This is a genomic window from Blastococcus sp. KM273128 (genome assembly GCF_021698975.1).
In the GTDB taxonomy this organism is placed as follows: Bacteria; Actinomycetota; Actinomycetes; order Mycobacteriales; family Geodermatophilaceae; genus Blastococcus.
In genome coordinates this window covers 1-24378 of record NZ_SSXA01000093.1, presented here as the reverse complement: position 1 = coordinate 24378, position 24378 = coordinate 1, and the positions used below count along the sequence as shown (strand labels likewise).

Below are 24378 nucleotides of genomic sequence, written 5' to 3'. Positions count from 1 at the left end.
ACCCTCCGTGCCCTGCTCCGCGCCGCCTGGTACCTCTACCGATGGGCCAACCGACCAAGATCACCGCGAATCCGTTGACCTACTGGCGGACGCTCTTAGTCGTTGGCAGTGTCCGAAAAGTTCCCGCCCTGCGAGGCACCGCTGAGATGTCCACCCGAACGCTCAGGCGGGTGCACCGGTGAGCTGCTGCTCTCCGCGTCGTCCGTGGAGCGGCCTTCACCGAGGGCTGCCGCGATACCGCTGTGCGCGCCAGCGGGCCGCCGACTGGGGAATGGCACCGACATCCCCTCCACAGACTCTGCGAGACGGGCGAGAACTGCTGTCCCGACGGCGTCAGCCCCCGCAGGCACCGACCCGGATACCGCGGGCGTTCAGCCACGCAACCGGATTCGACGCTCCGCTGTACATGGCGCCGTTCGGGTGGACCTCGAAGTGCACGTGCGGCCCGGTCGAGTTGCCTCTGTTGCCGACCTCCGCGATCTGCTCACCGGCCACGACACGGTCGCCGGGGCGGACGAAGTAGTCGTTGATGTGCCCGTAGACGTAGACAGCACCGTCGTCCCCGAGCAGGTAGACAGCCAGCCCGAAGCCGGTGGCCGACCCGGCACGCTTGACGGTCCCCGATATGGGGGCATACAGCGGTGTGCCGATGGGCGAGGCGACGTCCACCCCGTTGTGCGAGGTTCCCCAGCGTGCGCCGAAGCAGCTGGTGACCCGTCCGGAGAACGGTGTGGCGTAGCCGGATGACCCACCGGAGCCGCCGCCGGAGCTGTCGTTCCGGGCCGCCGTGGCCGCCTCGGCGGCCTCGCGGGCTGACCGTTCCGCCGCCGCTGCGGCGGCGGCCTCCTCGGCTTGCTTCTGGGCCATCCACTGCTGGTAGGCGTTCCGTGCGCCCTGCAGCTCGAGCACCTTGATCTGGGCGGCCTGCAGTTCTGCCTCGTGCGTCGCCTTCTGCGCGGCCACCTCGGCGTAGGCACGCTGCTGGTCGGCCAGCTGGGCATCGGCCCGCGCCTTGGCGACCTGTGCCGCCTCCTCGGCGGCGGCCATCTCGTCGCGGGCGGCGCGGGCGGACGAGTCGGCGTTGGCCTGGGCCACCTTGGCGACCTGGAGCTGGCCGAGCACGTCCACCTCGTTGGCCGCGACATAGTCGAGCAGGGCGGCGCGCTGGATCAGCTCCGCGGGGCCCTCGGCATCCAACAGCGCTGCCGTCGTGGAGGCCGCCGACCCGCTCATGTAGCTGTCGCGGGAGAATCGCGCAATGCGGGCTTCCGCGGCGGAGACGGCAGCCGCGGCCGCCTGCAGCTCGGCTGCCATCTGCTCGGCCACCGACTGTGCCTGCAGCAGCGACTCCTCCGCGATCATGTAGTCGGTTCCCGCGGCCTCGGCCTCGATGCCGACGCGTTCGAGCTCGGCCTCGGCGGCCGCCACCAGCCCGGCGATACGGCCGACCTCCGCGGCCGCAGCCTCCTGCTCGGTCTGCGCGGCGCCGATCTGGTCGTCCGTGGGATTCGGAGGCGCGGGAGCGGCGAGGCTCGGGGTTCCAGAGCCGATGAGCGCAACGCCGGCCAGCGCACCGACCAGTGCGGTCCGCAGCGGCCGGCGGAGGCCCGTACGGCTCGCTACCTGCCAGCGGCGGCCGGCCCGTCCCGTGCCTGTCGGGTTGACCGGCCGAAAGGGACGGTGGTGGGACATGGCTTGCTCCCCGGGGAAGAGGGTGGCGGTGCGGATGAACCCGAGCAGAGTCCCACTATCACCATTAGTAGAGGTGGCAACACGCGGAACGACCGCCACGAACCGTCATCACGCAGTGACTCGAGCGACGTCAGGAGCGCGCAACCCGCTTCGCCGGCAATGGGGTCACGCCTCAGGTCCACGTTGACCTAGGGCGACCCCAGGGCTTCCCGATCGGTCACCGATTACCAAGAAGCTGGATGTTCGTGCTCACGATCCCCATGTCAGTAGTCGTCACGGTGTTCCTCGTCCCCGGCAGTCGCCTGGTTCCCGATCGATCCACCCATCACGTGGATCGCGGCCCTCAGCCGCAGGCCAGGTCGACACCGCGCGCAGCGAGCCAGGGGGTGGGATTGACGCGGTTCGCGTAGAGCCCGCCGGTGTGCGTCTCGATGTGCAGGTGCGGGCCGGTCGACTGGCCCCGGTTGCCGACCTCGGCGATCTGCTGGCCTGCCGAGACGACCTGGCCTGAAGACACGAAGTACTGGTTGATGTGGCCGTAGACGGTGATCGTGCCATCCGGGTGCTCGATGTAGACCGCGTAACCGAATCCGTTCGCCGTGCCGGCGTGCAGCACCACGCCGTCCTCAGGGGCGTAGATCGGCGTCCCGATCGGGGCGGCGATGTCGACGCCGTTGTGGTTGGTCCCCCACCGGTTGCCATAGCAGGAGGTGACCCGGCCGGCGACCAGAGCAGCCGCGCCGGCTTCGGCTCGGACCAGCTCCTTTCGCTGTTCCTCCTCCCAGGCGATGACGGGATCAGCTACCCCCCGGCTGGCGAGCAGTTGCGTCTCCGCTGCGCGGAGCTGCTCCTCCAGAGCAGCCTTCTCCGCAGCGGCGGTGTCGTACGCTCGCTGTGATTCCTCGAGCTGAGCCTGCGCGGCTGCCTCGGTCTCGGCCGCGGCGACCGCCGCCTTCTCCTGCTGCGCGACAGCGACCTTGGCAGCGCGGTCGGCCTTTTCTTGCCGCTGCTGGACGTCCTCGAATACCTCCAGCCGTTCCGCGCGGTCCTCGCCAAGCAGGTCCATGGTCGCGGCCCGCTGCAGCACCTCCTCCGGCCCTGCCGCTTCCAGCAGGACGGCCGCGTCGCCGAGCGGGTCAGCCCCCATGTAGAGCTCCCGACCCACGGCGGCGACGTCGTCCTGCCCCTGCTCGACGGCGGCCTGCGCGGCCGCGAGCTCTGCCGCCGCCGCGGCCGCCGCCGCTTGGGCCGACAACAGTTCCGCCTGGGCGGCGCGCGAGGCTTCGGCAGCCGCCTCGGCTTCGATGGTCGCCCGCTGCACCTTCTCCTCGGCAGCGGCGAGAAGCTGGTCGATCCGCTCGATCTCCGCGACGAGTTCACTCCCCGCCGCCACGGTCTGTAGTGGATTGCCGGGGGCGGCGAGTGCCGACTGCGCGGCCGCCGCGACGAGCAGGGCCGCCATCGCTGCAGCGATTGCGCCGCGGCGGGGAATCCGTCGCCGGGCTCGACTGGCACGGGTGGGTATGGAAGTGCTGGCTGAGCTGACGGTCCGAGCCCCGCCTGGGGCGGAGCTGCCCTCGGACGCGACGGTGATCGGGGCATGACGATGGTGCAGGGGCGCCAAGGCGGCGTCGCTCCGTTCTTCCTGGCCGCTTACCGGGTTAGCTGACGGGTTCGGGCGGGAAGGCGCCCTACCGGGTGCGCGCGGGCGCACTCGGATTCACCCCAGGGGATCGGTGGGTCCCCGGTCCGTCCGGCTGGGAAGCGGACGGTTCGGCGGGGCCGGTCGAGGTCCTCGCTCTGAGGACGGGGCTCGGTCGGACCGGAGAGGACGGTAGTACGAAGACGCTTAGTTGTCACGGTCGGGTAACGGATCGCCTCAGTGATGACTAGCAAGAGGGTGCGGGGCTGATGCCGGCCGGCACCAGCCCATGCGCCGAGGAGCCATGCCGCGCACCCACAGGGCACCGCTGTACGCGCGCGCCCCGCCACCTCCGGTGGTCAGGAGACCCCGCCGTAGGAGTGCAGCCCGGTCGAGACCAGGTTCACGAAGAGCAGGTTGAACACCAGACTGGCGAAGGCGACGAGGTTGACCCACGCCGCGGGCCGGCCACGCCACCCGGCGGTGGTACGAGCGTGTAGGTAGGCGGCGTACAGGGCCCACGAGACGAAAGCCCACGTCTCTTTGGGGTCCCATCCCCAAAACCGTCCCCACGCACTCTCCGCCCAGATCGCCCCGGCGATCACCGCGAAGGTCCAGACCGGGAAGCCGAAGACGGCCGTGCGGTGGGCGACGCGGTCCAACGCCGCAACCGTGGGCATCCGGCCCCACAGTCCGATGGACAGCTCCTCGCCTGCGTTCCGCGACCGTTCACGGTGCACAGCCACCAGGAACAGGGCGCTGGCCACAGCGCTGACGATGAAGATGCCGAAGGAGAGGATCGCCGCCGACACGTGCACAGCGAGCCAGTCGGAGCGCAGGGCGGCGATCAGCGGTCCCGACTCGGCATAGAGGTACAGCCCGATCAGGACCAGGCCGAGCACCACGGGACCGAGCACGAACAGCCCCAGCCCCCGCAGCACGGGAGCACGGAGCCCGAACGCGAGGAAAGCGACGACGCCGACCAGGACCGCCGCCGTGCCGAACTCGTACATGTTCCCCCACGGCACGCGGCCGGTAGCGAAGCTGCGGGTCACCAGCACGCCGGTATGGGCAAGAGCACCGACGGCGGTCACGGCCATCCCGACCAGTCCCCACCGACGGCTCGGCGACTGGTCATCAGCGACCTGCGGTTCCGGCGGCTGCTCCCTACCAGCGCCGGTGGAGACGAGCGCGGTCCGGCGAGTCGATGGTCGCCGCCCGAAGGCGAGGTCCGCCGCGAAGGCGGGCGCAGCGACGGCGTAGACGACGATCGAGACGGTGAACAGGGTGTCGGACAGCGTGGAGAGCTGCTCTGACGTCATGGGGAGCCTTTCTGACTCGTCGAACCCGGCACTCGGAGCAACCGGGTGGCGGAGGGATTGCGAGCCGCCGCTGCCGTGCGGCGATGCCGGATCAGACGTGCAAGGAGCAGGGCCGTCAGGCCCGCTGCGGTGAAGGCCCACTCGGGAACGGCTCCGAGCCGGGTCGCCACGGTGGTCGCCTGCCGCTGGGCGATCGATTCGACGAAGAGACGGGGGGTGAACAGCTCGGACCTCTGCACCACGGTTCCGTCCGGTGCGACGACGGCCGAGATCCCGCTCGTCGCGGCGACGACGACGCTGCGACCGTGCTCGATCGCCCGGAGCCGGCTCATCGCCAGTTGCTGCTCGCTCTCGGCCGTGTAGCCGAACGTCGCGTTGTTCGTCTGCACCACGAGGAGCGAGGCACCGCCTTCGACGACGTCGGACACGAGGCTGTCGTAGGCCACCTCGAAGCAGATGACGTCGCCGATGCGGATTCCTCCGATGTCCAGGACGCCGGGCTCCTCCCCGGCCATGAAGTCCCGGCGCAGCAGGTCCACCTGGTCACTGAAAATGCGGAAAAAGGAGCGCAGCGGCATGTACTCGCCGAAGGGAACGGGGTGCCGCTTGGCGTAGCTGGCCCCCGCCCCCTCGACCGGATCCCAAACGATGCCGGCGTTCGTGAGGTTCTCCCCCGGCCCGTCCAGCACGGCGCCGACCAGGACGGGCGCGCCGATGGCCTGGACGGCGCGGTCGATGGCGGCCGCGGCGTCATCGTTCTGGTACGGGTCGATGTCGGACGAGTTCTCCGGCCAGATCACCAGATCCGGCTGCGGCCTGACCCCCCGAGCTACCTGCTCGGCGAGCAACAACGTCTGCTGCACGTGGTTGTCCAGCACGGCACGGCGCTGCGCGTTGAAGTCCAGCCCGGCCCTGGGAACGTCACCCTGGACCACGGCGACGGTGGCGGTCTGCCCGCCGTCCGTCAGGCTGGCACCCGGAAGCGGTAGCCAGGCCACCGCACTCAGCCCGGGCATGAGCAGGGCTGCGGCGAGCGGACCGGCCCAGGTGCCGGCCCTTCCCCACCGCCCCGGCTGCCGGCGCACGGCATTGACGACCGCCGCGGCCAGGAGGGTGCCGGTCAGCGCGACGGCGAAGGTCACGAGCGCGACGCCGCCGTAGGCGGCGAGCGAGGCGAAAGGACCGTCGGCCTGGCTGAAGCCGATCCGTCCCCAGGGGAAGCCACCAAAGGGCACGCGTGAACGCGCCGCCTCCGTCCCTACCCAGAGCGTCGCCACCCAGAGCGGCCACCACCGGAGCCTGCTGGTCGCGGCCGTCGCCGCACCGAGGACGGCGTAGAAGGCCGCCTGTGCCACCGACAGTGCCAGCCATGGGAAGTCACCGACGAAGATGCCCGTCCACTTGAGCAACGGGACCATGAAGGCCAGGCCCAGCAGCATGCCGAGGGCCGCCCCCGACCGCGCGCTACGGCCCCGGGTCGCCACCGCCAGGGTCATCGGCCCTCCGGCGGCGAGCGCCCACCACCCGAACGGTGGAAAGGCCACCCACAGGCACAGCCCACCCCCGACGCTCAGCACGGCGGCCATGGGCCAACCACTCACCGGCTCGCGGCTGGACGGAACCGCTGTGCGGCTGCTGTGGGAGGGGTGGTCGAGCGACGGTTCCAAGTGGCCCGCGGGGGGCGTCGTGGTGCTCATCCCGGGTCAGCGGACGGTGCCCACGGGAGCCTGCCGCCGGTCCGGCGCGGTCAGGGCACGAGCCGCCCAGCTGGAGACTCGGATGTTGTAGACCCTCACCGCTACTCCCCCGAATGTTCAGTGGCCGGAGACCGCAACACGTCTCCTAACCTGCATCGTAGGGCTTGCAACCCGTCGCTCCGGTTGCACGGAGCCGCGCGCTCCGCCCCGACCGCGCGGGCGTGGAGTTGACGCCCCGGTACACGACCCGGCCGGCGGCGTCGGCCTCGGTCGGCATCTGCATTGTCTGCAGGGACACCTCCCCACTTCGGCGCCGGACACGGTGATCATGTCCTCGCCCTGTCGGGCGCCACGTCCGTCGGTCATCCGGAGCTGCGGTGCCAGGCGCCTGTACCCTCTCCTAAGCCCCGTCGTAGCGGAGCGAAGACTCGGCACGAAGGCGTGCGGGTACCGGCCCATGCCCGTCGCATCCGACTGGTCTGACCGACACACCGAGGAGAAGCGCCGGTGAGCAGGAATCTGAAGATCTCGGCGGCGCTCGTGGCGGTGTTCATCCTGGCCGTCACCGTGCTCCTCGGACTGGACGACGACCGCAGCGCCGCCCCCGGTGCCACAGCCGACGCCGCGCTCGTCCGGGACGACAGCCATCGGCTCTCCACCGCCGAAGATGGCCGCGTGACCCTGGTGGAGTTCCTCGATTTCGAGTGTGAGAGCTGCCGGGCGGCCTATCCCTTCATCGAGCAGCTCCGCGAGCGGTACGCGGGTGAGGTGACCTTCGTCGCCCGTTACTTCCCCATGCCGGGCCATGCCAACGCCGAGAACGCCGCGGTTGCTGTCGAGGCCGCCGCTCAGCAGGGCGAGCTCGAGGCGATGTACCACCGCATGTACGAGACGCAGCTGGAATGGGGGGAGCGCCAGGACTCCCAAGCCGCACTCTTCCGGACGTTCGCCGCAGACCTCGGCTTGGACATGGCCGCGTATGACGCCGCGGTCGCCGACCCGGCCACCCTCGAGCGCGTCCTGCGGGACCGCGAGGACGGCCTGGCCCTGGGGGTCGAGGGCACCCCGACGTTCTTCCTCAACGGGGAGAAGCTCGAGGTGAGCTCGACGGACGAGTTCATCGAGCGCATCGATGCTGCCCTCGCCGGCTGAGAGCGTCGACGCCCGCTTCCCGGCTGAACTTCGGCGGATCTCCACGAGCCACGAGGGCCGGAACGGGCCGCCCCCCGCCGACCGCGCCATCGCCTGGCTGCTGTTGATCGGTGGTCTGCTCGGCCTGGCAGCTTCCTTCGTCCTGGCTGTCGAGAAGTACGCCCTGCTCGCCGACCCCGGCTACGTGCCGACCTGCAGCCTGAACCCCGTCCTCAGCTGCGGGTCGGTGATGTCCAGTCCCCAAGCCGCCTTGTTCGGCTTTCCCAATCCCCTCGTGGGTGTCGCCGGCTTCCCCGTCGTCGTCGTGACGGGTGCGGTGCTGCTCGCCGGAGCACGGCTGCCCGGCTGGTTCTGGAGCGGACTGCAGCTGGGAGTCACGGGAGCCGTCGTCCTCGTGCACTGGCTGATCTTCAGCAGCATCTACCGCATCGGCGCTCTCTGCCCGTACTGCCTGGTCGTGTGGGCGGTGACGATCCCCGTCTTCTGGTACGTGACGTTGCGCAACCTCGCGGCCATCCACCCCCGGTCGCCTTCTCCCCTCGCCCGGGTGGTCGAGGCAGTGCGATCGGTACACGGCATCGTGCTGACCGTGTGGTTCCTTCTCATCACTGCCGCCATAGCGCAGCGGTTCTGGCTGTACTGGAGCACCCTCGTTGACTGACAACCTGCGTCGCGCATCGTGGGCGTTCTGCGCCCTCGTGATCACGTTGGCCCTAGCGGGATGTTCGGGGAGCGGTGGCAGCAACGCCAGCACCGCCACGGAGTCCGCGACGTTCGACTTCACGGGCAGCACCCCCCTCGGGGAGGTCATCCCCGTGGAGTCCCGCCAGTTCGCGCCGGAGTTCGGCGGTGAGCTCCTCGACGGCACCGAGTTCCGGTCGACATCCCTCGCCGGGGACATCACGGTCATCAATTTCTGGGGCTCGTGGTGCGCTCCGTGTCGCGTCGAGACGCCCGAGTTCCAGGCCGTCTACGCGGATGTGGCCGACAGCGGCGTGCGCTTCCTCGGCGTGGACGTGAAGGATCAACGACAACTGGCCCAGGCCTTCGTGGAGTCGGTGGGCGCGGAGTATCCCTCCCTGTTCGACCCGCGCGGCGAGGTGGCCTTGGCCTTCCGCGGGTTTCCCGCGAACGTCGTGCCGAGCACCATCCTGCTGGACCGGGCCGGTCGGGTGGCCGCGGTCTACGTCGCCGTCGTCCCCGAAGAGGATCTGCGGCGGTCCCTCGACCAGCTCCTCGCCGAAGAGACTCCGCAGTGAGCAGCCTTGGCGAGACCTTCGCGTCCATCGTCAGCGACGGCTCTCTCCTGCTGGCCGGGGGAGTCGCCGCACTGGTCGGGCTGATCAGCTTCGCGTCGCCGTGCGTCCTACCGCTCGTGCCGGGCTATCTCGCTTACGTGGCCGGGCTGACCGGAGCGCAATCCACGGCCCGCGAATCAGGCACTACGGGGAGGACCCGGGAGACCGGCGGTCCGACCGCCACGACGGCCGTGGCCGGGCAGGCCCAGCGCAGCCGGGTGATCCTCGGCGCGCTTCTGTTCGTCCTGGGATTCACCGTCGTCTTCGTGTCGTTCGGCGCGCTGTTCGGCGGCTTGGGGCGCCTCCTCCTCCAATGGACGCCTGTGCTGACCCGTGTGATGGGTGTCATCACGATCCTCATGGGGGTGGCCTTCCTGGGCGGTCTGCCGTGGCTCCAGCGCGAACGGCGCATCGCCCGGCGTCCCCCGGCCGGCTTGGCTGGCGCCCCCGTTCTCGGTGTGGTTTTCGGGCTCGGCTGGACACCGTGCCTCGGGCCGACGCTCTCGGCCGTGAACACCCTGGCCTACGCCGAAGCTTCGGCTGCACGCGGTGCCGTATTGGGACTGGCGTACTGCCTGGGCCTCGGCATCCCGTTCCTGCTGGTCGCGCTGGGCGCTCGTCGCGCACTGAACTTCTCGGCTTTCGCCCGACGACATGCGGCGACGGTGATGCGCCTGGGAGGCGTGCTGTTGATCGTCCTCGGCATCCTGCTGGTCACCGGATGGTGGGACCACATCATGATCTGGCTGCGCGCATGGCTGGCCACAACAGGCCTCGGCTCCTCCGTGCTCTGAAACGCGCGACACGCCACTACTATGCGGCTTAGGTGACCGCTCGATCACGGTGTGCTCTGATGACGGGGATGTTCGATGCGATCCGTGAGGACGAGCAGTGACCCGACGCCAGCGCGTGCCGATGGGCCCGCGACCGCGCCAGAGGCCACGGATCCTTCTCACCAGCGTCATCCTGGGCGCCCTGGCCGCCGGTCTCTGGGAAGGCGGCTGGGGCCTGCAGCGCCCGATCGCGCACGCCCACGAATCGCCGGCTCGCTCAGTGTTCTCCGAGTACGGAACCGAGGAGGTACTGGCGGATTTCGACGCGCGACCCCAGATCGCAGCAGCGGAGGTGGCAGCCCGCCTCGAGCAGCTGGCTGCCTCCCGCGCAGCCCGGGAGGAGGCCGCACGACCGGACGCGGTCATGCCGGTGCAGGGCCGCATCACCAGCGGCTACGGCGCTCGGTGGGGCGCGACGCACTACGGCCTGGACATCGCCGCCCCCATGCTGACACCGGAGTACGCGGCGGCCGACGGCGTCATCCTCCGCGCCGGTGCCGCCAGCGGTTTCGGTCTGGCGGTGTACATCCTGCACGACAACGGGGATGTGACCGTCTACGGCCACATGGAGAAGATCCTGGTCGAGGCTGGCCAGGAGGTGCGGGCAGGCGACACAATCGCGCTGTTGGGCAACCGGGGGCAGTCGACCGGCCCGCACCTGCACTTCGAGGTGTTCCAGGGCGGGCTCGACGGTCGCCGGGTCAACCCATCGGCCTGGCTGCGCGAGCGCGGCGTCGCCATCTGAGATCCGGCGCGGGTGAGCTCAGGAGCGGCGCTGCCGGAGCACCTTCTCGTTCAGCTCCGCCAGGTAGCTGTTGTATGCGGCGAGCTCGGGATCGCCCGTGGTGTCGATCCTCGGCGCCTGGTAGAGCGCCACGGCCTTGTGCGGCTCGCCGGCGTCCGGATCCCGCTCCACCTCGATGCGCATGAACCGGCTGTAGAACCACAGCCCCATCAGGCCGTAGACGGGCCACTGGAATGCGTAGGACACGTTCTGCGCATTCCAACCGCGGATTTCTGCGCGCTGCCACTGCCACCAGCCGAGCTGCAGCGTCGCCAGGAAGAGCAGCACAACCACGAGGTGCATGAGCAGGAAGCCCGGCCGTAGCAGGCGGGACCACAACCGATGCGGCTTCGACGAGCCGGCCGATGCACTCTCGGTTTCCCAACTCATGTCGGCGCCCTCTCATGTCCGCTGGTGCTCGAGGTGGTGCGCCGATCGGCGCCCGAGCCCCGTGGCTAGACTACTAACGTGCTTAGGCGATCCTCCCTCCGGCGACCGCTCCCGGCGCTGGCAGTTCTTGCCGTCGTCACGATGCTGGCCGGGTGCGGCAGCACGGATCAGGAAGACCACGGCGGGAACCACGTGGCCGAGATCTCGACATCAGCTGATGCGGGCCCCTACGCGGGCCGTGAGCTCAGCGACCCCCGGCCGCGACCGGACTTCACCCTCACCGCCCAGGGTGGGGCACGCTTCGACTTCGCGCAGGAGACCAGCGGGCAGCCCACCCTCCTGTTCTTCGGTTACGCGAACTGCCCCGACGTCTGCCCGACGACGATGGCCGACGTCGCTCTCGCACTGCGCTCGGTTCCCGAAGACGTCGCAGCGCGCACCCAGGTCGTCTTCGTCACCACCGATCCGGCCCGGGACACGCCAAAGTTCCTCGGCGAGTACCTCGCCCGCTTCGACGCCGAGCTGCCCAACCGTTTCGTCGGGCTCACCGGCACCCCGGCAGAGGTGGAGTCGGCCCAGGGGGCGGCGGAGGTCTCCCTGGCCGAGGCGGGCGGCACGATGCACGCAACCAGCCTCCTGCTCTACGGCCCGGACGACGTGGCGCGCGTGATGTTCTCCGCCGGGGACACCGCCGAGGAGATCGCCGAAGACCTGACGACGGTGACCGGCAGCTGACCTGCCCCGAGGACTGACGTGTGAACGAGGCGCCTCGATGATGTGGATGCCCGAGCAGCCGCCAACCCTGCTCCGCCTGCTGACCCCGCAACTGGATGCCACCACGGTGTTCCCGGCCGTCGCCCTGCTGATCCTAATCGCCTACCTGGCCGGGGTCCGGTCGCTGCGCCGCCGGGGCATGCCATGGCCCTGGCACCGGACCGCGAGCTTCGTGTCGGGCATCGTAACCGTGGTGCTCGTGACTGCCACGCAGGTGATGGGCTACTCGATGGCCCTCTTCTCGATTCACATGCTCCAGAAGATGACCCTCAGCGTGGTGGCAGCGATGCTCCTCATGCTCGGCGCGCCGGTGAGCCTGGCCGTGCGAACCCTCCCCCACCGCGGCATCGGCCGCGTGTGCCGAGGACTGCTGCTGGCGATCCTGCGCAGCCGAATCGCGCGTGTGCTGACACACCCGGCGGTCACCACGTCGGTCTTCATCGGCAGCCTCTACGGCCTCTACTTCACACCCGTGTTCGACGTACTCATGCGCAGCTCCGCCGGGAACGTCGCCATGCTGTTGCTGTTCCTGGGCACCGGCCTGCTGGCTTTCGGCGGCGCCTTCGCCATCGGACCCTGGCCGCACCGGGCCTCCCCCGGGATGCGGCTCATCGAGCTTTCGGTGCCCGGGCCGCTGCACGCCTTCTTCGCGGTGGTCGTGATGATGGCCAGCGCACCGCTCGTCAGAACCTTCGCGCATCCTCCCGACACCTGGGGGATCGACGCGATGACCGACCAACTCGCGGCAGGCAACATCGTCTGGGGATTCGGTGAGTTTCCCACGATCCTTGCCACCATCATCATCTACGTCCAGTGGGTCCGCTCGGAACAGCGCCGCACACCGGCGGCGGACCGTCGTGCCGAGGCGGAGTTCGACGCCTACAACGCCCACCTCGCCCGGCTGGCGGCGCGCTCGTCGTCGACTACCTGGCGATGAGTCGAAGGTGTAACCGAGCTCAGGCCCCGCACGCTGCAGCTGCTCCGGGAGATGGTGTCGACGCTCCTGGAGACCAGACCGCCGGCGCTCGACCTCGAACACGTGCGCCTTCACCTACTGGCTGTGCCGCACGAGCTGGAACTGCATGCCCTGCACGCGTCTTAGGTCGCCAGCGGTCTCCTGTGCTGTACGCGCACGTCGTTGTGGAGGACTCACTCGCCGCGCACGAGTGACGGAGCGGCAGCCCGCTCAGTTGGTGGCGAGGAACAGCCGTTCAGCCTGCGGTGACCGTCATGACGCCGATCTGTCCGAGGGCGACGTGGAAGGAGCACTCGTACTGGTAGTCGCCGGTCTTGTCCACGGCGAACTCGATCGTGTCGCTGTCCCCCGGCGCCACGATGGGGATCTCCTCGACGATCGGCGCAGGGCCGCCGTCGGGGGTGAAGCGGAAGTTGTGCGTGAGCTGCTCGGCCTGGCTGGCCAGTGTCAGCCGCACTCTGCCGGTGCTCACCGAGAAGGCCGCAGGGTGGAACTCGTAGTCGTCTCTGACGAGGACGGTAATCTGCTGTGTCCCGTCGGGAGCGACGGTGACGGTTCCCTGCGTGCCGCCGCCCGAACCGGATCCGGTATCGACTTCCTCGGCTGCGTCACCGCACGCGCTGAGCACCGTCGCGCCGAGCCCCGCGAGTCCGGCGATCAAGAAGCCGCGTCGAGTGAACTCCGCCGATTGGCTCAGCACCCGTGCGAAGTCGTCCGAGGATGGCGAGGTAGGAGCCATCAGATGTTGCACAGGTCGCTGAGCGCCGCCGAGAAAGCGGGATACCCGGCGATGAGCAACGGGACGACGGCGACCGCCAAGGCGCCGAAGGCACCGAGCCGGTAGCGCCATGGGGTCATCGGCGGCTCCGGCTGCAACAAGCGGGACACGCGGACCGCAGCAGCGTCCTGAGCCATGGCCAGCGCTGCGCTAGGCGCCTTCATCTCCACCAGGCTCACGATGGCCGAGGCCACACTCAGCCGGTCGACCCGCTGCACGGCGACATCGTCGGCGAGCAGTTCGATCAGCTTCCGGGTCTCCCGTGTCGCGACCTCGAACACGCGTACCCGCGGGAAGGCGCGGGCGAGTACCTGGGACAACGCCACCGCCAGGTTGTGCCGCCCTTGAAGGTGAGCCGCCTCGTGGGCCAGCACACCGTCGAGTTCCGTTGCGGTCAGCCGCTCCAGCGCGCCCCGGGTGACGACGATGCGACCGGCCCGCCCGGGAACGCAGAAGGCCGCCGCGGCCGGCGCCTCGAGGACCACCATCCCGGACTCGTCGTTCGGCTGAGCAATCAGGCTCAGCGACCGGTGGAGCCGTCGGCGATCGCGCCATCCGCCCGCGAGGACACGCACGGCACAGACCGTGAGCCACGCGGGCAGCACCCCGGCGAGCACCGCGCCGAGAAGCCTGCCGGGGAGAAGGCCTGACGATCCGTAGGCGGTCGCGACGCTGACCGCGCAGGCATGCACGATCGCGCCCAGGTTCCCGGCGAGGGCCGTGATGGGGATCAGAGACCTTCGACAAGCCACATCGTCCCTGGTCAGAGGGGCATTCGTGCTTTCCGACGCGCAGCCACACGCCTATTCGATGGTGGATCGGGGCTGAGCGACGCTGTCGGCGTCCAGGTCGGCAACGAAGTGCATGAGCACTTCCTGGCGGTCTTCCGACTCCTCGAGGACGTCCTGCAGCAACGCGGCCGCATGCTCCGCGCGCGTGCGGATCGGGCGGTAGAGCCAGGCGCGACCGCTCATCTCGCGAGTCAGCTGCCCCTTGCGGTGGAGGTTGTCCATGACCGTCATGACCGTCGTGTACGCCAGCGTTCGGGATCCACTGAGGGATTCCAGGACCTCGCGGACGGTCGCCGGCTGACCCCGATCCCACAGGTCGCGCATGATCGCCGCTTCGAGCTCTCCGAACGGTCGCACAGAGCCGCCTTCCCTCAAGAACGCCGACGGCGAGCGGGCCGTCGCCGCGACACCACTCCTCCACCCCGAACAGGCGACGGTGCGGCAGATGCCATCTACTAGGCAGTCTAGGTGGTCGTTGAGGAGGCCCGCGAGGTGCCTGGTACGGCAGGGACCAGCGGGTCCTTGCACCGGTGAACGCCGGCTGCCGACGATGTCGGTTGCCTGAGTGAACGGCGTGGCGGACGCAAGACCGGCAGGGACGTCGTGTCCTGACCGAAGATGGGCTGACCGGGCGCCTACGGTGACCGTGTGCCATCGCCGCGAAGCATGGGCGCCTGGGCTTCCCGGCTGTCATCGGTCCTGCTGGCTTCCGTCGTCCTCGTCCTCACGGTCGCGACGCCCGCGGGTGCGCACTCCGACCGCGGGGTGGCCGGGAGCAACTTCGCCGGCCAGGTGCTCAGGACGTCGGATCCGATGCCTGCTGTCAGCCTGCGCGTCACCGAGTTCGGCGACAGCCTCGAACTCCTGAACGGCTCCCCGGCCACCGTCACGGTCTTCGGCTACTCCGACGAGGAGTACCTGCGCATCGGCCCGGGCGGTGTGTGGCGCAACGCCAACAGCCCGGCGACGTACCTGAACCTCGGCCGCGACGGCAACGTGGAGCTGCCGGCCCACGTCGATCCTCGCGCCGACCCGGACTGGCGTCAGGTGTCCACCCAACCCGAGTACTCCTGGCATGATCACCGCACCCACTGGATGCTCGACAGCCCCCCGCCCCAGGTGGTGGCCGACCCGGATTCCCAGCACACCATCATCGAATGGCAAGTGCCCGTCGCCTATGACGGTCGTCCCGTCACCGTGGACGGAGAGCTGACCTGGTCGCCGCCACCGGCCAAGGGTCTCTGGTGGCCCCTTTACCTGCTCATTGGCCTGGCCGGCGTGCTGGCCGGCTTCCTAGGCAGGAGCGGGCGCCCGCTCGCGCTCCTGCTGGCCATCGTGACGGTGGCCGCGACCTGGCACCTCCTGGCGACACCACAGCCGGGACTGACTGCCACCGACCGCGCGTTGGCGATGGGTGCCGCCTCGCTGCCCACCCTGGCGCTCGTCGGCATCACGACTCTGTCGGTGCGGGGAGCCTTCCGCGGCAACGGGCTGCTGGCCGGGATGCTGGCGGCGATTGCCGGATTCATGCACTTCGTCCAAGGCCTCCCGGACATGGACGTCCTGTGGAGCGCCAACGTGATCACCGGTGGTCCCACCGTCCTGGCGCGACTCTCGGTGGCCCTGCTCATCTTCGGGGGCCTGGGTCTGATGGTCGGGTCCGTCGGTGCCGTCCGGCGGTTCCGCCCCCTCCTGGCAGAGCCCGCTCCGGAGACCCGGCGAGCCATCGCACCCACCTGACGACGCGAACTCCTCCCGTCCGTCGACGTCAGCGGGTCGGCTCGAAGAGCCCTCGCCCCCACCAGTCGCTTTCATCGACCACCCCGGGCGGGCAGGCGAACACGGCCGTGGAGGTGTGCCGGATGAAGCGGTTGAGCGCGTCACCGGAGAGGTTGCGCTGAACCTGCACGAACCCTGTTTCCGGGTTCCGCTGGTAGGCGATGAAGAACAGGCCGGCGTCCAGACGACCGTCCTCGTCGGTGCCGTCCACGAAGCTGTAGCCGCGCCGCAGCATCGCCGTCCCCGCGTTGGTCGGGTGGGAGAGGAAGACGTGCGAGTCATGCGGGATGGCCGGCCGGCCATTCGTCTGCTTGGTGAAGTCGGTCGGATCGAACTCACGGCGCTGGCCGAGTGGCGCACCGGCCTCCTTGGTCCGACCGATCACTGCCTCCTGCTGGGCGGTGGGAACGCCGTCCCAGTCCTCGATGAGCATGCGAATCCGGCGTGCGACGAGATAGGACCCACCTACCAGCCAGTCCGCATCGTCCTCTCCCACCCAGAGGAAGCGGTCGAGCGCCCGTCCGTTCTCCGCCTTCAGGTTGGCCGTGCCGTCCTTGAAGCCGAGGAGGTTGCGTGGGGTCTCCTGCGCCGCGCTGGTGGACGACGTCCGGCCGAAGCCGAGCTGCGCCCAGCGCACCTTCACCACCCCAGCCCCCAGTCGGACGAGATTGCGCACGGCGTGGACAGCGACCTGCGGGTCGTTGGCGCAGGCCTGGATGCAGAGATCGCCACCGCTGATGGCGGACCGCAAGGCATCGCCTGGAAAGGGCGGCATCTCGACCAGGGGTAGCGGCCGCTGCGCGGCCAAGCCGAAACGATCTCTGCCGTCGGCCGCCTCGAACAGCGTCGGACCGAAACCGATGGTCAGCGTCAGGCTTGAGGCGGGCAGCCCCATGGCTTCACCCGTGTCGCCGGACCCCGTGGGCCGTCCCGCCGTCAACTCCCGGGCAGCCGCCGTCCAGGCGCGGAGCATGTCGGCCAGCGGCTCCCGGCTGTCCGTGACCACGTCGAACGCGACGAAGTGGAGCCGGTCCTGCACTGGTGTGACGATGCCTGCTTGGTGGACGCCGGTGAAGTCGACAGCTGCGCTCGGATCCGTCGCCGGCGCGCCGGTGGCCTGCCCCATGGGCGGGGTGGCGGTCGCTCGACCGACCACTCCCCCGACCGCGCCCGACGCCACGGCACCGGCGGCGCCCAGGCCCACCAGTCCGAGAAGCCGGCGGCGCGACACATGCGGCGCGGAGGGAGTAACGGCCTCGTCCTCGGGAGAGCCACCGGCAACTGAGTGCGCCGTGGAGTGTGACGGAGTTTCACTCATCACGCCCAGGCTACTACGCGCAGTAGGACCGGATGAGGACGCTGGTGGCTGCTGCCCGGGCAGCGCCGACCTCCGACGCCGGTGGCCGGCACTGCTCCGCCCGAGAAGACTCCGCCGGCTCGGAACCTCGTAGGCCGCCTCCGCAGGTGGCTGGTGCAATTCCATAGAACGCCGGTCAGGCGGGAAAGGAATCTCCGGCATGTCCGACTTCTTGCTCGTCCTCGGGTTCGCTGCGCTCCCGGCTGCCGGGAACTTCTTCGGCGGCGTGCTCGCGGAGGTCTTCCGCGTTTCCGAGCGCGCGTTGAGCCTCGCCCTGCACCTCGCCGCCGGCATCGTGCTTGCTGTCGTCGGCCTCGAGCTCATGCCCGAGGCCTTGACGGCCGGCCTGCCGTGGGTTCCGCTGCTCGCCTTCGTCTTCGGCGGGGCGATCTTCATCGGGCTGGACCGGACGATCGGCTACGTGCAGGCCCGGATGGGTGGCGGTGGGGAGAAACAGTCAGGAGCCCTCGCCATCTTCTCGGGCGTGTCGATGGACCTCTTCAGCGACGGAGTGATGATCGGCACCGGCGCCGTGGTCAACCCGGCGCTGGGCCTCCTGCTCGCGGTCGGCCAGGTGCCGGCTGACGTGCCCGAAGGGTTCGCTGCCATCGCTACCCTGCGCAACGCGGGGATCAGCCGAAAGAAGCGGATCGCGATGGCGGCCGCCTTCGCCATCCCCATCCTGCTCGGGGCGACCATCGGCTACTGGGCGCTACGGGACGCTCCCGAGATCATCACCCTGTCCGTGCTGGCCCTCACCGGCGGCGCCCTGACCGCCGTCGTGGTCGAGGAGATGATCGGCGAGGCCCACGAGGGTGAGACCTCCCAACTCGGTCCGGTGTTCCTCACCGCCGGTTTCGCCCTGTTCGGCGCCATCTCTGTCTATTTCGGCTCGTGACAGCATCCGCCACCGCTGCTTGCGGGCGCTACAGCTAGCGCCTGATCACCGTCCCGACAAGGAAGGCAACGCAGTACGGCCGGCTGTGGCCGCGGCCAGGGAGGAGCGACCGGTGAAGCGCTGGCTCATGCGGATTCCGATCGCGCTCGGAGTGACGATCGTGCTGCTGCTCGTCTACGGGGCCGCGGTGGAACCACGGTTCGTCCTGGACGAGGAACGCTGGCGGGTTGCCCTACCGAAACTGGGCGAGGAGTGGGCCGGCACTGACATCGCCGTCATGTCGGACCTGCAGATCGGCATGTGGTGGTCCAACGAAGGCATGGTGGAGAAGGCGGTCGGGGAGATCGTGGAGGACGAGCCTGACGCTGTGCTCCTCGGCGGGGATTTCCTCTACAGCAAGGAGCCTGACGTCTCCACCCAGGTCGACCGCGTCGTGAAGCTCCTCGACCCGCTGGTCGCGGCGGATATCCCCACCTACGCCGTCCTGGGCAACCACGACTACGTCGTCGGTGCGGCCGACGAGCTCACCACCGCCCTCGAGGACGCCGGGATCCGGGTCCTGCGGAACACCGCCCTCCCCGTCTCCTCCCCCACCGCTGATGCCGACCCGTTGTACGTGGTGGGGATCGGCCCGCAGACACCCCACGTGCCCGACGTGAGCGGGCGAGCCGACGTGGACGCGGCGCTCGCCGACGTCCCGGACGATGCACCGCGCGTCGTCCTCACACACGACCCCACGACGTTCGACGAGCTGCCGGCCGGCACGGCACCGCTGACCCTTGCCGGGCACACGCACTGCGGCCAGATCGCTCTTCCCGGCACCCCGCGCTGGTCCTACCTTGCGCTGACCGACGAGGAAAAAATCGTTGCCGACGGGTGGGCCCCGGCGCAGTACGGCGCCGAGGGCAACCGCATGTTCGTCACCTGTGGGATCGGCTTCAGCACGGTCCCCTTGCGCATCAACGCCCCGCCCCAGGTGGCGTTCTTCGAGCTGGTCCCCAAAGAGGGGGGTCGCTGACAGCCACAAGCCCACGACGGGGAAAGCAACGACTGCCACCACCTGTCGTCCCACTGCGCCGAACTCGACTCCGGGTCAGCGCACCGGCGCCCCAGGCACGATCGTGCCGCGATCGGCGAAGAAGGCGACGTCTCGCCTCCCCTCCGGAGCTACCGGCCGGGGCGTCGGGATGCCGGCGTCAGCTCAACCGTCCCGCAGGAACCTGGAGGTGAGCCCCATGACGCTGAGCATCTGATCGAAGTCGGGGTTGACTCCGCGGACGACCGCCTGCCGGTTCCCTTGGGAGATCCGCCGCGCCCACCGCACCAGGAGCGGGAGCGCCGTCGAGTCGAGATAGTTCAGGTCCCGGACGTCGATCGCCACGATCGGCAGTTCCTCGAGGCGCTGGCGCAGCTGCAGCCGGCTGACGTCTGCGGCGTTCACGGTGCCGACGAGATGGAGCACCCAGCCGCACTCCTCCTCGTCCACGGACGCGGAGCCCGACGCCACGGCACTGGAGCCCGGCCGACCCTCGCCCATCTGATCGACGTGATCCGGCAGCTTGGTCAGCTCGGAGTCGACGGTCGCCTGAACCATCCGTTCCGTAGCCTTCCGCCGGACGGTGCGCCGCCACCAGCCGCTGCGCTTGGGCTCATGGGTGACCGTGACGGTGACGTGGGTGGATCCCCCCGCCACGTCGGACAGTTCGACACGGGTCTGCCAGGTCTCGGTCGCGAGCTCCAGTCGCGTCCCGATGGATCGGTCGACGACCCACTCCACGACCTCACCGGCCACCGCATTCGCCGGCACCGGAGAGCCGTCCAGGCGGCCCCGCACGCACACGAACCGGGTGCCCTCGCCGATGGCCAAGGCCCCGTCCTCCTCCACGGTCCCGGAACAGACGTAGGAGACGTCGCACACCGGGCAGTAGGGAGGCAGGGCGGCCAGTGCTCCCCACACGATCGGTCGCGCGAACGGCAGCTCACGGGCGCCTGATGCGGTCGTCATCCCGTTCCTTCAGCTGGACGGAGAGCAGGTGACCTGCAGGCTACTACTGAGTTTAGTGGAGTACGCGCACCGCACCGGCGGTCGCCGAGAGCTCCGTCGGCCGACCGTACGGACCACGTCTACCTGGCAGACCGCTGGGCCTTAGTCAGCCTTCCTAGCGTCGGCCACACCGTCGGCGTACGGCGGAGAGGCCGAACCACCACCGGGAGAGTTCATGCACGCCATCCGGCCCTTCGACATGTGAGTACAGCGTCGGCGGCCACCCTTCGCGACTGACCCGGACCTGCAGGGCCCGGGCGCATCCGATGTCTGGGCGATTGGTCCCGCCACCTCCGTCGGTGGTCAGCTGGCTCCCTTGGTCCACTGTCGACGAAAAAGGATCTCGGCCGTCCTGGGAGGTAGGTCCTCCTCGACCTCGGCGCCGTGATTGGCCAGGATGCGGGCGACGTAGGCGTCGGCTTCGGCCCGGTTGCCCTGGGCGTCGCAGGCGGCGACCAGGTCGAGTAGCGGCACATCCTCGTAGCTGCCGGCTTTCAGCGCTACGTGAGCAGCGGCCGCAGCGAGCTCGGGCTCGCCGGCGGCGAGGTGGTGCGTCGCGACAGTGTGCGCGACGTCGACGGTCATGGCGGCGTACTCGTGGTCGAGCCGGGAGTTCTCCTCCACCAGCCAGCTGTAGCCGCCAGGCGCACCCTGCCGCGACGTGGGCAGGTCGAACGGCCGCCCGGTGACCAGGTCGAGGGCTGCGCGCAGGTCGGCGATGCCGTCGACACCGCGGGCCAGTCCGCGGACTCGCAGTCGGCGGAACAGCTCGGCGTCGATGAGGACGTCGTCGATGCGGTAGCGGCCGACCCCGCCGGCTGTGACTCCGGACGGGAGATAGTCCCGGCCAGTGGCCGGGTCGGTGCCCAGCCAGGCGCGCACGATCGAGATCGACTGCCGCACCTTGGTCTTGCCGACGACATCGGGCTCGTTGGGCCAGATCGCGGTGGCGTAGCGCTCGCTGGTCACGCCACCGGGCCGGGTAGCCAGGTAGGCGACGATCTCGGTGTAGAACTGCCGCCGCGGGTTGCGCTCGGGCAGCGTGCCCTGCGCCCGCACTTCGACCGGGCCGAGCAGGGTCAACTTCGGCCGCGGGCAGGACGTGTCGGCCCAGTCGGCGAGGTCGGCGTCCAGGCCAGGGTCGGCGACCTCGACCTGATCGCGGATGTTGTCATCGGTGGCCGGAGCCAGTACCTGCAGGTCCTGCTCAGTGGTCGCGGCTCGGTCCAGGTAGGTCTGCACGGGCAGCGGTAGCACCGAGGTGGTCATCCAGGCCGCGGTGCCTGTCTGGTGGACCACCGGCCCATCGTCCGCCGCAGCCGGCGCTGGTGGCTGCCGCCGGCCGGCGCGGGACGGGTCGACTCGGAGGCCACCGCAGGCGTCGGCGTGCTCGTCCCAGGACTCATCGCCGCGAGAGGGCGGGACCGGGCGGTCGTCGGTGACGGTAGCCAGCGCGAGCACCTGGGCCAGCTGCGCGGCCTCGTCGGCCGGGATCTGCTGCGCGATCAGCTCGACTCCCAGGGCTGGCATGCTGAGCATGCCGGCCCCGTCAAGAGTCAGCTGCCAGGAGGCGGCGTCCGCATGGTCCGGGTCGTCGATGAGCACCAACGCGGCCGCGCCGCGGGCGCGCTGCTGCTTCATGGCGGTCAGCAGCCGTTCCAGCCCGGCGCTGTCCTTGGCAACATCCGGAGCGATGAGCAGCACGTGCGGCGCCCACGCGTCGCCGGCCACGTCGCGCAACCGGCCCGACAGCACGTCGACGTCGGCGATATGCATGACCTCGGTGACCGACTCGAGCCGGCCGTCGAGCGCCGCAATCGCCTTCTCGACGTCGTCGGTGTAGGTCAGCCGGTCGGGATTGATTTGGGCCAATTCCTTGCCGAAGCCGACCAGGGTCACCTGCAGCATCTCCGACCACGTGTTGTGCGCCAGCTCAGCAGCGAGGAACCGGGCCAGGTTCAGGCAGCGTTCGGGGTCCCCGGACAGGGACAGGGTCGCGACCCGTTCCAGGTCGAGCAGCCAGTGCTCGCCCTCGGCCGTGTAGCCCACCGACGCGAGCATGGGGAATGGTGCGAAGAAGTACGCCCGCCGCTGCTCGTCGTAGGTCAGCGGATCATCGCGCCGGATCGACCAGCGGGTGCCGGTCGGGTCCACCGTCCATGGCTCCGGGGCCTCCGAGGCCGACTCGGTGAGTACCAGAGTCAGGACGTCGTCGGTCATGCAGGCCGCCACCACGTCGGGCAGGCGAGCGCCGTCGACCTTCGCCAGAGCCTGCACCAGCGCCCGCAGCGCCTGGTCCAGCCAGGTGACGTCGGCACTGCCGACGCTGCCGGCCTCCAGCAGTGCTCGTTCGACGCGCAGCAGCTCTGGTGGTGCGCTGCCGATCGTGCGCCCGGGACGACGCTGCCGGAACTGCCGGCGGCGGTAGCGCAGCAGCGCGGTCAGCGAGGCCCCGGCCAGCAGCAGCCCACCGCCGGCGGCGAAGGCGACCGTCGGCAGCTCCGGCGTGCTACCCGTCGAGGTCACTTCAGGCCTCGCCGGCGACGGCTCGACGCTGTTCGGTGCAGCCGTGTGAGACGAGGTCGGGGCGTTGGTGGCCGGACCAGGCGCGGGCGGAGGCGGCGCGTTGGTGCCCGGCGTGGTCGGGCCAGCTGGAGGGGCGGTGCTCGGGCCTGGCGCTGAGGGTGCCGGGTCGGTCGTGGGCGGTGCCGGCTCGGCTGCCGGAGGCGCCGGTGCGCTGGGTGCGGGCGTCGCGGGACTGGCCGGGTCCGGGATGCTCAGCGTCCAGCCCGGTCGGATCAGCGACGGGTCGGTGAAGGTGGCGCCTGCGGGCTGGCTGCGTCCCCGGTTGAGCTCCCAGGCTTGTGGCCAGTTGTGCCCGCTGCCGGTGATCTCCTCCGTGAGGTCCCACAGGGTGTCACCCGGTTCCACCGTGACGTCCTCGACGGTCATCGCGGTGTTCGAGGCTGGGCCCGTCGGCGGGAGGCCGACCGCGTCGGGCGGCAGGACCAGCACCGTGCCCGGGAAGATCTCGTTGTCCGGACCGACCGCGGTGGGGTTGAGTCTGGCGATCTCCGGATACCGCAGCGGGTCCCCGAGATGAACCGCCCCGGGTTCAGTGGAGGCTCGCTTCTGCCGGGAGGTCCTCGGTGAGGCCGGCGATCGAACGGTAGTGGTTGTCCTCGTACTCGACCGGCGGGATGTCACCGCACGCGCCATGGAGTCGGCGGTGGTTGAACCAGTCGACGTACTCCAGGGTGGCCAGCTCGACGTCGTCGAGGCCCTTCCACGGGCCGCGGCGGCGGATGAGTTCGGTCTTGTAGAGGCCGATGAGGGATTCGGCGGCGGCGTTGTCGTAGGAGTCGCCCTTGCTGCCCACCGACCGGAGGGCGCCGGCGGCGTCGAGGCGTTCGGTGTAGCGGATGGCGAGGTACTGGACGCCGCGGTCGGAGTGGTGCACCAGGCCGCTGACGTCTCGCTCGTCGCGGGCCCGGGTCCACAGGCCCTGCTCGAGGGCATCGAGGGCCAGATCGGTGCGCAGGCTGGTCGACGCCCGCCAGCCGACGATCCTGCGGGAGAACACGTCCATGACGAAGGCGACGTAGACGAACCCCGACCAGGTGGCGACGTAGGTCAGGTCGGCCACCCACAGCCGGTTCGGCGCCGGGGCGGTGAAGATGCGGTCGACCAGGTCACCGGGGCGGGCGGCCACATCGGCCGGCACGGTCGTGCGCTTGACCTTGCCGCGGACCACGCCGGCCAGGCCCAGTTCGCGCATGAGCCGCTCTACCCGGCAGCGGGCGACCGGGACGCCCTCTCGGTTCAGGGCCCGCCAGACCTTGCGGGCGCCGTAGACGCCGAGGTTGGCCTCGTGCACCCGGACGATCTCGGCCTTGAGCTGGGCGTCGCCGACCGCCCGCGCCGAGGGACCTCGGGTCCGTGCGGCGTAGTAAGTGCTCGGAGCGATCTTGGCGCCCGCCTCGGTGAGCGCGCGGCAGATCGGCTCGACTCCGAACTCCTGACGGTGCTGGTCGATGTAGTCGATCAGCGCGGGGATGGCCGGTCGAGCTCGGCGATGCTCCTATGTCAAGCCACAGCCGGGAGGCCGGGGGTCGGGGCCGCTGCCGGGGCCGCTGCCGGCGATGCTTGAGCGCAGTGCGCGTCTGCGCGG

21 protein-coding genes, 1 pseudogene and 1 riboswitch are annotated in these 24378 nt (G+C 70.0%); of the genes and pseudogenes, 10 read left to right on the top strand and 12 right to left on the bottom strand.

The features are described from left to right. Nucleotides 1-333 precede the first annotated feature (333 nt). From E9529_RS19290 to lnt, 4 genes are all read right to left on the bottom strand, one after another. A complete protein-coding gene (locus tag E9529_RS19290) occupies nt 334-1428 on the bottom strand; it encodes a M23 family metallopeptidase (protein WP_236832888.1) in 1095 nt (364 codons plus the stop codon). Between the two features lie 607 nt (nt 1429-2035). After that, nucleotides 2036-3154: a M23 family metallopeptidase gene (locus E9529_RS19285; RefSeq protein WP_236832887.1), complete on the bottom strand. Its 1119-nt coding sequence runs from the start codon at nt 3152-3154 to the stop codon at nt 2036-2038. A 174-nt stretch (nt 3155-3328) separates the two neighbouring features. Then, nucleotides 3329-3469: riboswitch (cyclic di-AMP (ydaO/yuaA leader) on the bottom strand. A gap of 224 nt (nt 3470-3693) precedes the next feature. Next, entirely contained in the window at nt 3694-4434 is a 741-nt protein-coding gene (gene ccsB / locus E9529_RS19280) for a c-type cytochrome biogenesis protein CcsB (protein WP_236832886.1), read from the bottom strand. Between the two features lie 218 nt (nt 4435-4652). Further along, nucleotides 4653-6242, bottom strand: a complete 1590-nt coding sequence (lnt, locus tag E9529_RS19275) for an apolipoprotein N-acyltransferase (protein WP_236832885.1) — start codon at nt 6240-6242, stop codon at nt 4653-4655. 618 nt (nt 6243-6860) lie between these two features. Here lnt and E9529_RS19270 point away from each other — a divergent pair. The 5 genes from E9529_RS19270 (at nt 6861) to E9529_RS19250 (ending at nt 10381) form a co-directional block, all read left to right on the top strand. Further along, nucleotides 6861-7505, top strand: a complete 645-nt coding sequence (locus E9529_RS19270) for a thioredoxin domain-containing protein (protein ID WP_236832884.1) — start codon at nt 6861-6863, stop codon at nt 7503-7505. Continuing rightward, nucleotides 7486-8166, top strand: coding sequence for a vitamin K epoxide reductase family protein (locus E9529_RS19265; protein WP_236832883.1), 681 nt, complete (start codon nt 7486-7488; stop codon nt 8164-8166). Before E9529_RS19270 ends, E9529_RS19265 begins: the two co-directional genes overlap by 20 nt. Next, complete coding sequence (locus E9529_RS19260) at nt 8159-8764, top strand: TlpA disulfide reductase family protein (protein ID WP_236832882.1); 606 nt, start codon at nt 8159-8161, stop codon at nt 8762-8764. Before E9529_RS19265 ends, E9529_RS19260 begins: the two co-directional genes overlap by 8 nt. After that, nucleotides 8761-9597 (top strand): cytochrome c biogenesis CcdA family protein, encoded by an 837-nt coding sequence (locus E9529_RS19255; RefSeq protein WP_236832881.1) that lies wholly within the window; start codon nt 8761-8763, stop codon nt 9595-9597. The genes E9529_RS19260 and E9529_RS19255 overlap by 4 nt, the downstream gene beginning before the upstream one ends. A gap of 97 nt (nt 9598-9694) precedes the next feature. After that, a complete protein-coding gene (locus E9529_RS19250) occupies nt 9695-10381 on the top strand; it encodes a M23 family metallopeptidase (protein WP_236832880.1) in 687 nt (228 codons plus the stop codon). 18 nt (nt 10382-10399) lie between these two features. Here E9529_RS19250 and E9529_RS19245 read toward each other — a convergent pair whose 3' ends face one another. Beyond that, a complete protein-coding gene (locus E9529_RS19245) occupies nt 10400-10723 on the bottom strand; it encodes a metalloprotease (RefSeq protein ID WP_236832879.1) in 324 nt (107 codons plus the stop codon). Between the two features lie 279 nt (nt 10724-11002). Here E9529_RS19245 and E9529_RS19240 point away from each other — a divergent pair, with 279 nt between their 5' ends. Further along, the gene (locus E9529_RS19240; RefSeq protein ID WP_236832878.1) at nt 11003-11545 is read left to right on the top strand and encodes an SCO family protein; all 543 of its coding nucleotides are present in this window, start codon (nt 11003-11005) and stop codon (nt 11543-11545) included. Nucleotides 11546-11591: 46 nt separating this feature from the next. Further along, nucleotides 11592-12521 carry a cytochrome c oxidase assembly protein gene (locus tag E9529_RS19235; RefSeq protein WP_236832877.1) on the top strand — a complete coding sequence of 310 codons (930 nt, stop codon included), beginning with the start codon at nt 11592-11594 and terminating at the stop codon, nt 12519-12521. Between the two features lie 274 nt (nt 12522-12795). On the opposite strand, the gene E9529_RS19230 is transcribed toward E9529_RS19235, so the two are convergent. The 3 genes from E9529_RS19230 to E9529_RS19220 all read right to left on the bottom strand — a co-directional run bounded on the left by E9529_RS19230 (nt 12796) and on the right by E9529_RS19220 (nt 14486). Next, entirely contained in the window at nt 12796-13260 is a 465-nt protein-coding gene (locus E9529_RS19230) for a cupredoxin domain-containing protein (protein WP_236832876.1), read from the bottom strand. A 38-nt stretch (nt 13261-13298) separates the two neighbouring features. Continuing rightward, nucleotides 13299-13955, bottom strand: a complete 657-nt coding sequence (locus E9529_RS19225) for a M56 family metallopeptidase (RefSeq protein ID WP_236832875.1) — start codon at nt 13953-13955, stop codon at nt 13299-13301. Nucleotides 13956-14141: 186 nt separating this feature from the next. After that, the gene (locus tag E9529_RS19220; protein ID WP_236832874.1) at nt 14142-14486 is read right to left on the bottom strand and encodes a BlaI/MecI/CopY family transcriptional regulator; all 345 of its coding nucleotides are present in this window, start codon (nt 14484-14486) and stop codon (nt 14142-14144) included. A gap of 291 nt (nt 14487-14777) precedes the next feature. Here E9529_RS19220 and E9529_RS19215 point away from each other — a divergent pair, with 291 nt between their 5' ends. Continuing rightward, nucleotides 14778-15869: a hypothetical protein gene (locus tag E9529_RS19215; RefSeq protein WP_236832873.1), complete on the top strand. Its 1092-nt coding sequence runs from the start codon at nt 14778-14780 to the stop codon at nt 15867-15869. A gap of 28 nt (nt 15870-15897) precedes the next feature. Here the strand turns inward: E9529_RS19215 and efeB are convergent, their stop codons facing one another. Then, nucleotides 15898-17226: an iron uptake transporter deferrochelatase/peroxidase subunit gene (gene efeB, locus E9529_RS19210; protein WP_236832872.1), complete on the bottom strand. Its 1329-nt coding sequence runs from the start codon at nt 17224-17226 to the stop codon at nt 15898-15900. A 199-nt stretch (nt 17227-17425) separates the two neighbouring features. On the opposite strand from efeB, the gene E9529_RS19205 reads away from it, so the two are divergent. Together E9529_RS19205 and E9529_RS19200 are read left to right on the top strand one after the other, a co-directional pair. Next, nucleotides 17426-18163: a ZIP family metal transporter gene (locus tag E9529_RS19205; protein WP_236832871.1), complete on the top strand. Its 738-nt coding sequence runs from the start codon at nt 17426-17428 to the stop codon at nt 18161-18163. 112 nt (nt 18164-18275) lie between these two features. Continuing rightward, nucleotides 18276-19181, top strand: coding sequence for a metallophosphoesterase (locus E9529_RS19200; protein ID WP_236832870.1), 906 nt, complete (start codon nt 18276-18278; stop codon nt 19179-19181). Between the two features lie 183 nt (nt 19182-19364). Here the strand turns inward: E9529_RS19200 and E9529_RS19195 are convergent, their stop codons facing one another. The 3 genes and pseudogenes from E9529_RS19195 to E9529_RS19180 form a co-directional block, all read right to left on the bottom strand. Beyond that, nucleotides 19365-20168: an STAS domain-containing protein gene (locus E9529_RS19195; RefSeq protein ID WP_236832869.1), complete on the bottom strand. Its 804-nt coding sequence runs from the start codon at nt 20166-20168 to the stop codon at nt 19365-19367. Nucleotides 20169-20510: 342 nt separating this feature from the next. Further along, the gene (locus tag E9529_RS19190; RefSeq protein WP_236832889.1) at nt 20511-22733 is read right to left on the bottom strand and encodes a hypothetical protein; all 2223 of its coding nucleotides are present in this window, start codon (nt 22731-22733) and stop codon (nt 20511-20513) included. 589 nt (nt 22734-23322) lie between these two features. Further along, a pseudogene (locus tag E9529_RS19180) lies at nt 23323-24276 on the bottom strand (IS3 family transposase); the annotation flags it as partial. Nucleotides 24277-24378 lie beyond the last annotated feature (102 nt).

Bases quoted from the DNA above. Each gene is read 5' to 3' on its own strand.
- E9529_RS19285 (WP_236832887.1), bottom strand. From the start codon at position 3,154: ATGGCGGCCCTGCTCGTCGCGGCGGCCGCGCAGTCGGCACTCGCCGCC.
- ccsB (WP_236832886.1), bottom strand. From the start codon at position 4,434: ATGGCCGTGACCGCCGTCGGTGCTCTTGCCCATACCGGCGTGCTGGTG.
- lnt (WP_236832885.1), bottom strand. From the start codon at position 6,242: ATGGCCGCCGTGCTGAGCGTCGGGGGTGGGCTGTGCCTGTGGGTGGCC.
- E9529_RS19265 (WP_236832883.1), top strand. From the start codon at position 7,486: ATGCTGCCCTCGCCGGCTGAGAGCGTCGACGCCCGCTTCCCGGCTGAA.
- E9529_RS19245 (WP_236832879.1), bottom strand. From the start codon at position 10,723: ATGCACCTCGTGGTTGTGCTGCTCTTCCTGGCGACGCTGCAGCTCGGC.
- E9529_RS19235 (WP_236832877.1), top strand. From the start codon at position 11,592: ATGCCCGAGCAGCCGCCAACCCTGCTCCGCCTGCTGACCCCGCAACTG.
- efeB (WP_236832872.1), bottom strand. From the start codon at position 17,226: ATGAGTGAAACTCCGTCACACTCCACGGCGCACTCAGTTGCCGGTGGC.
- E9529_RS19205 (WP_236832871.1), top strand. From the start codon at position 17,426: ATGTCCGACTTCTTGCTCGTCCTCGGGTTCGCTGCGCTCCCGGCTGCC.
- E9529_RS19195 (WP_236832869.1), bottom strand. From the start codon at position 20,168: ATGACGACCGCATCAGGCGCCCGTGAGCTGCCGTTCGCGCGACCGATC.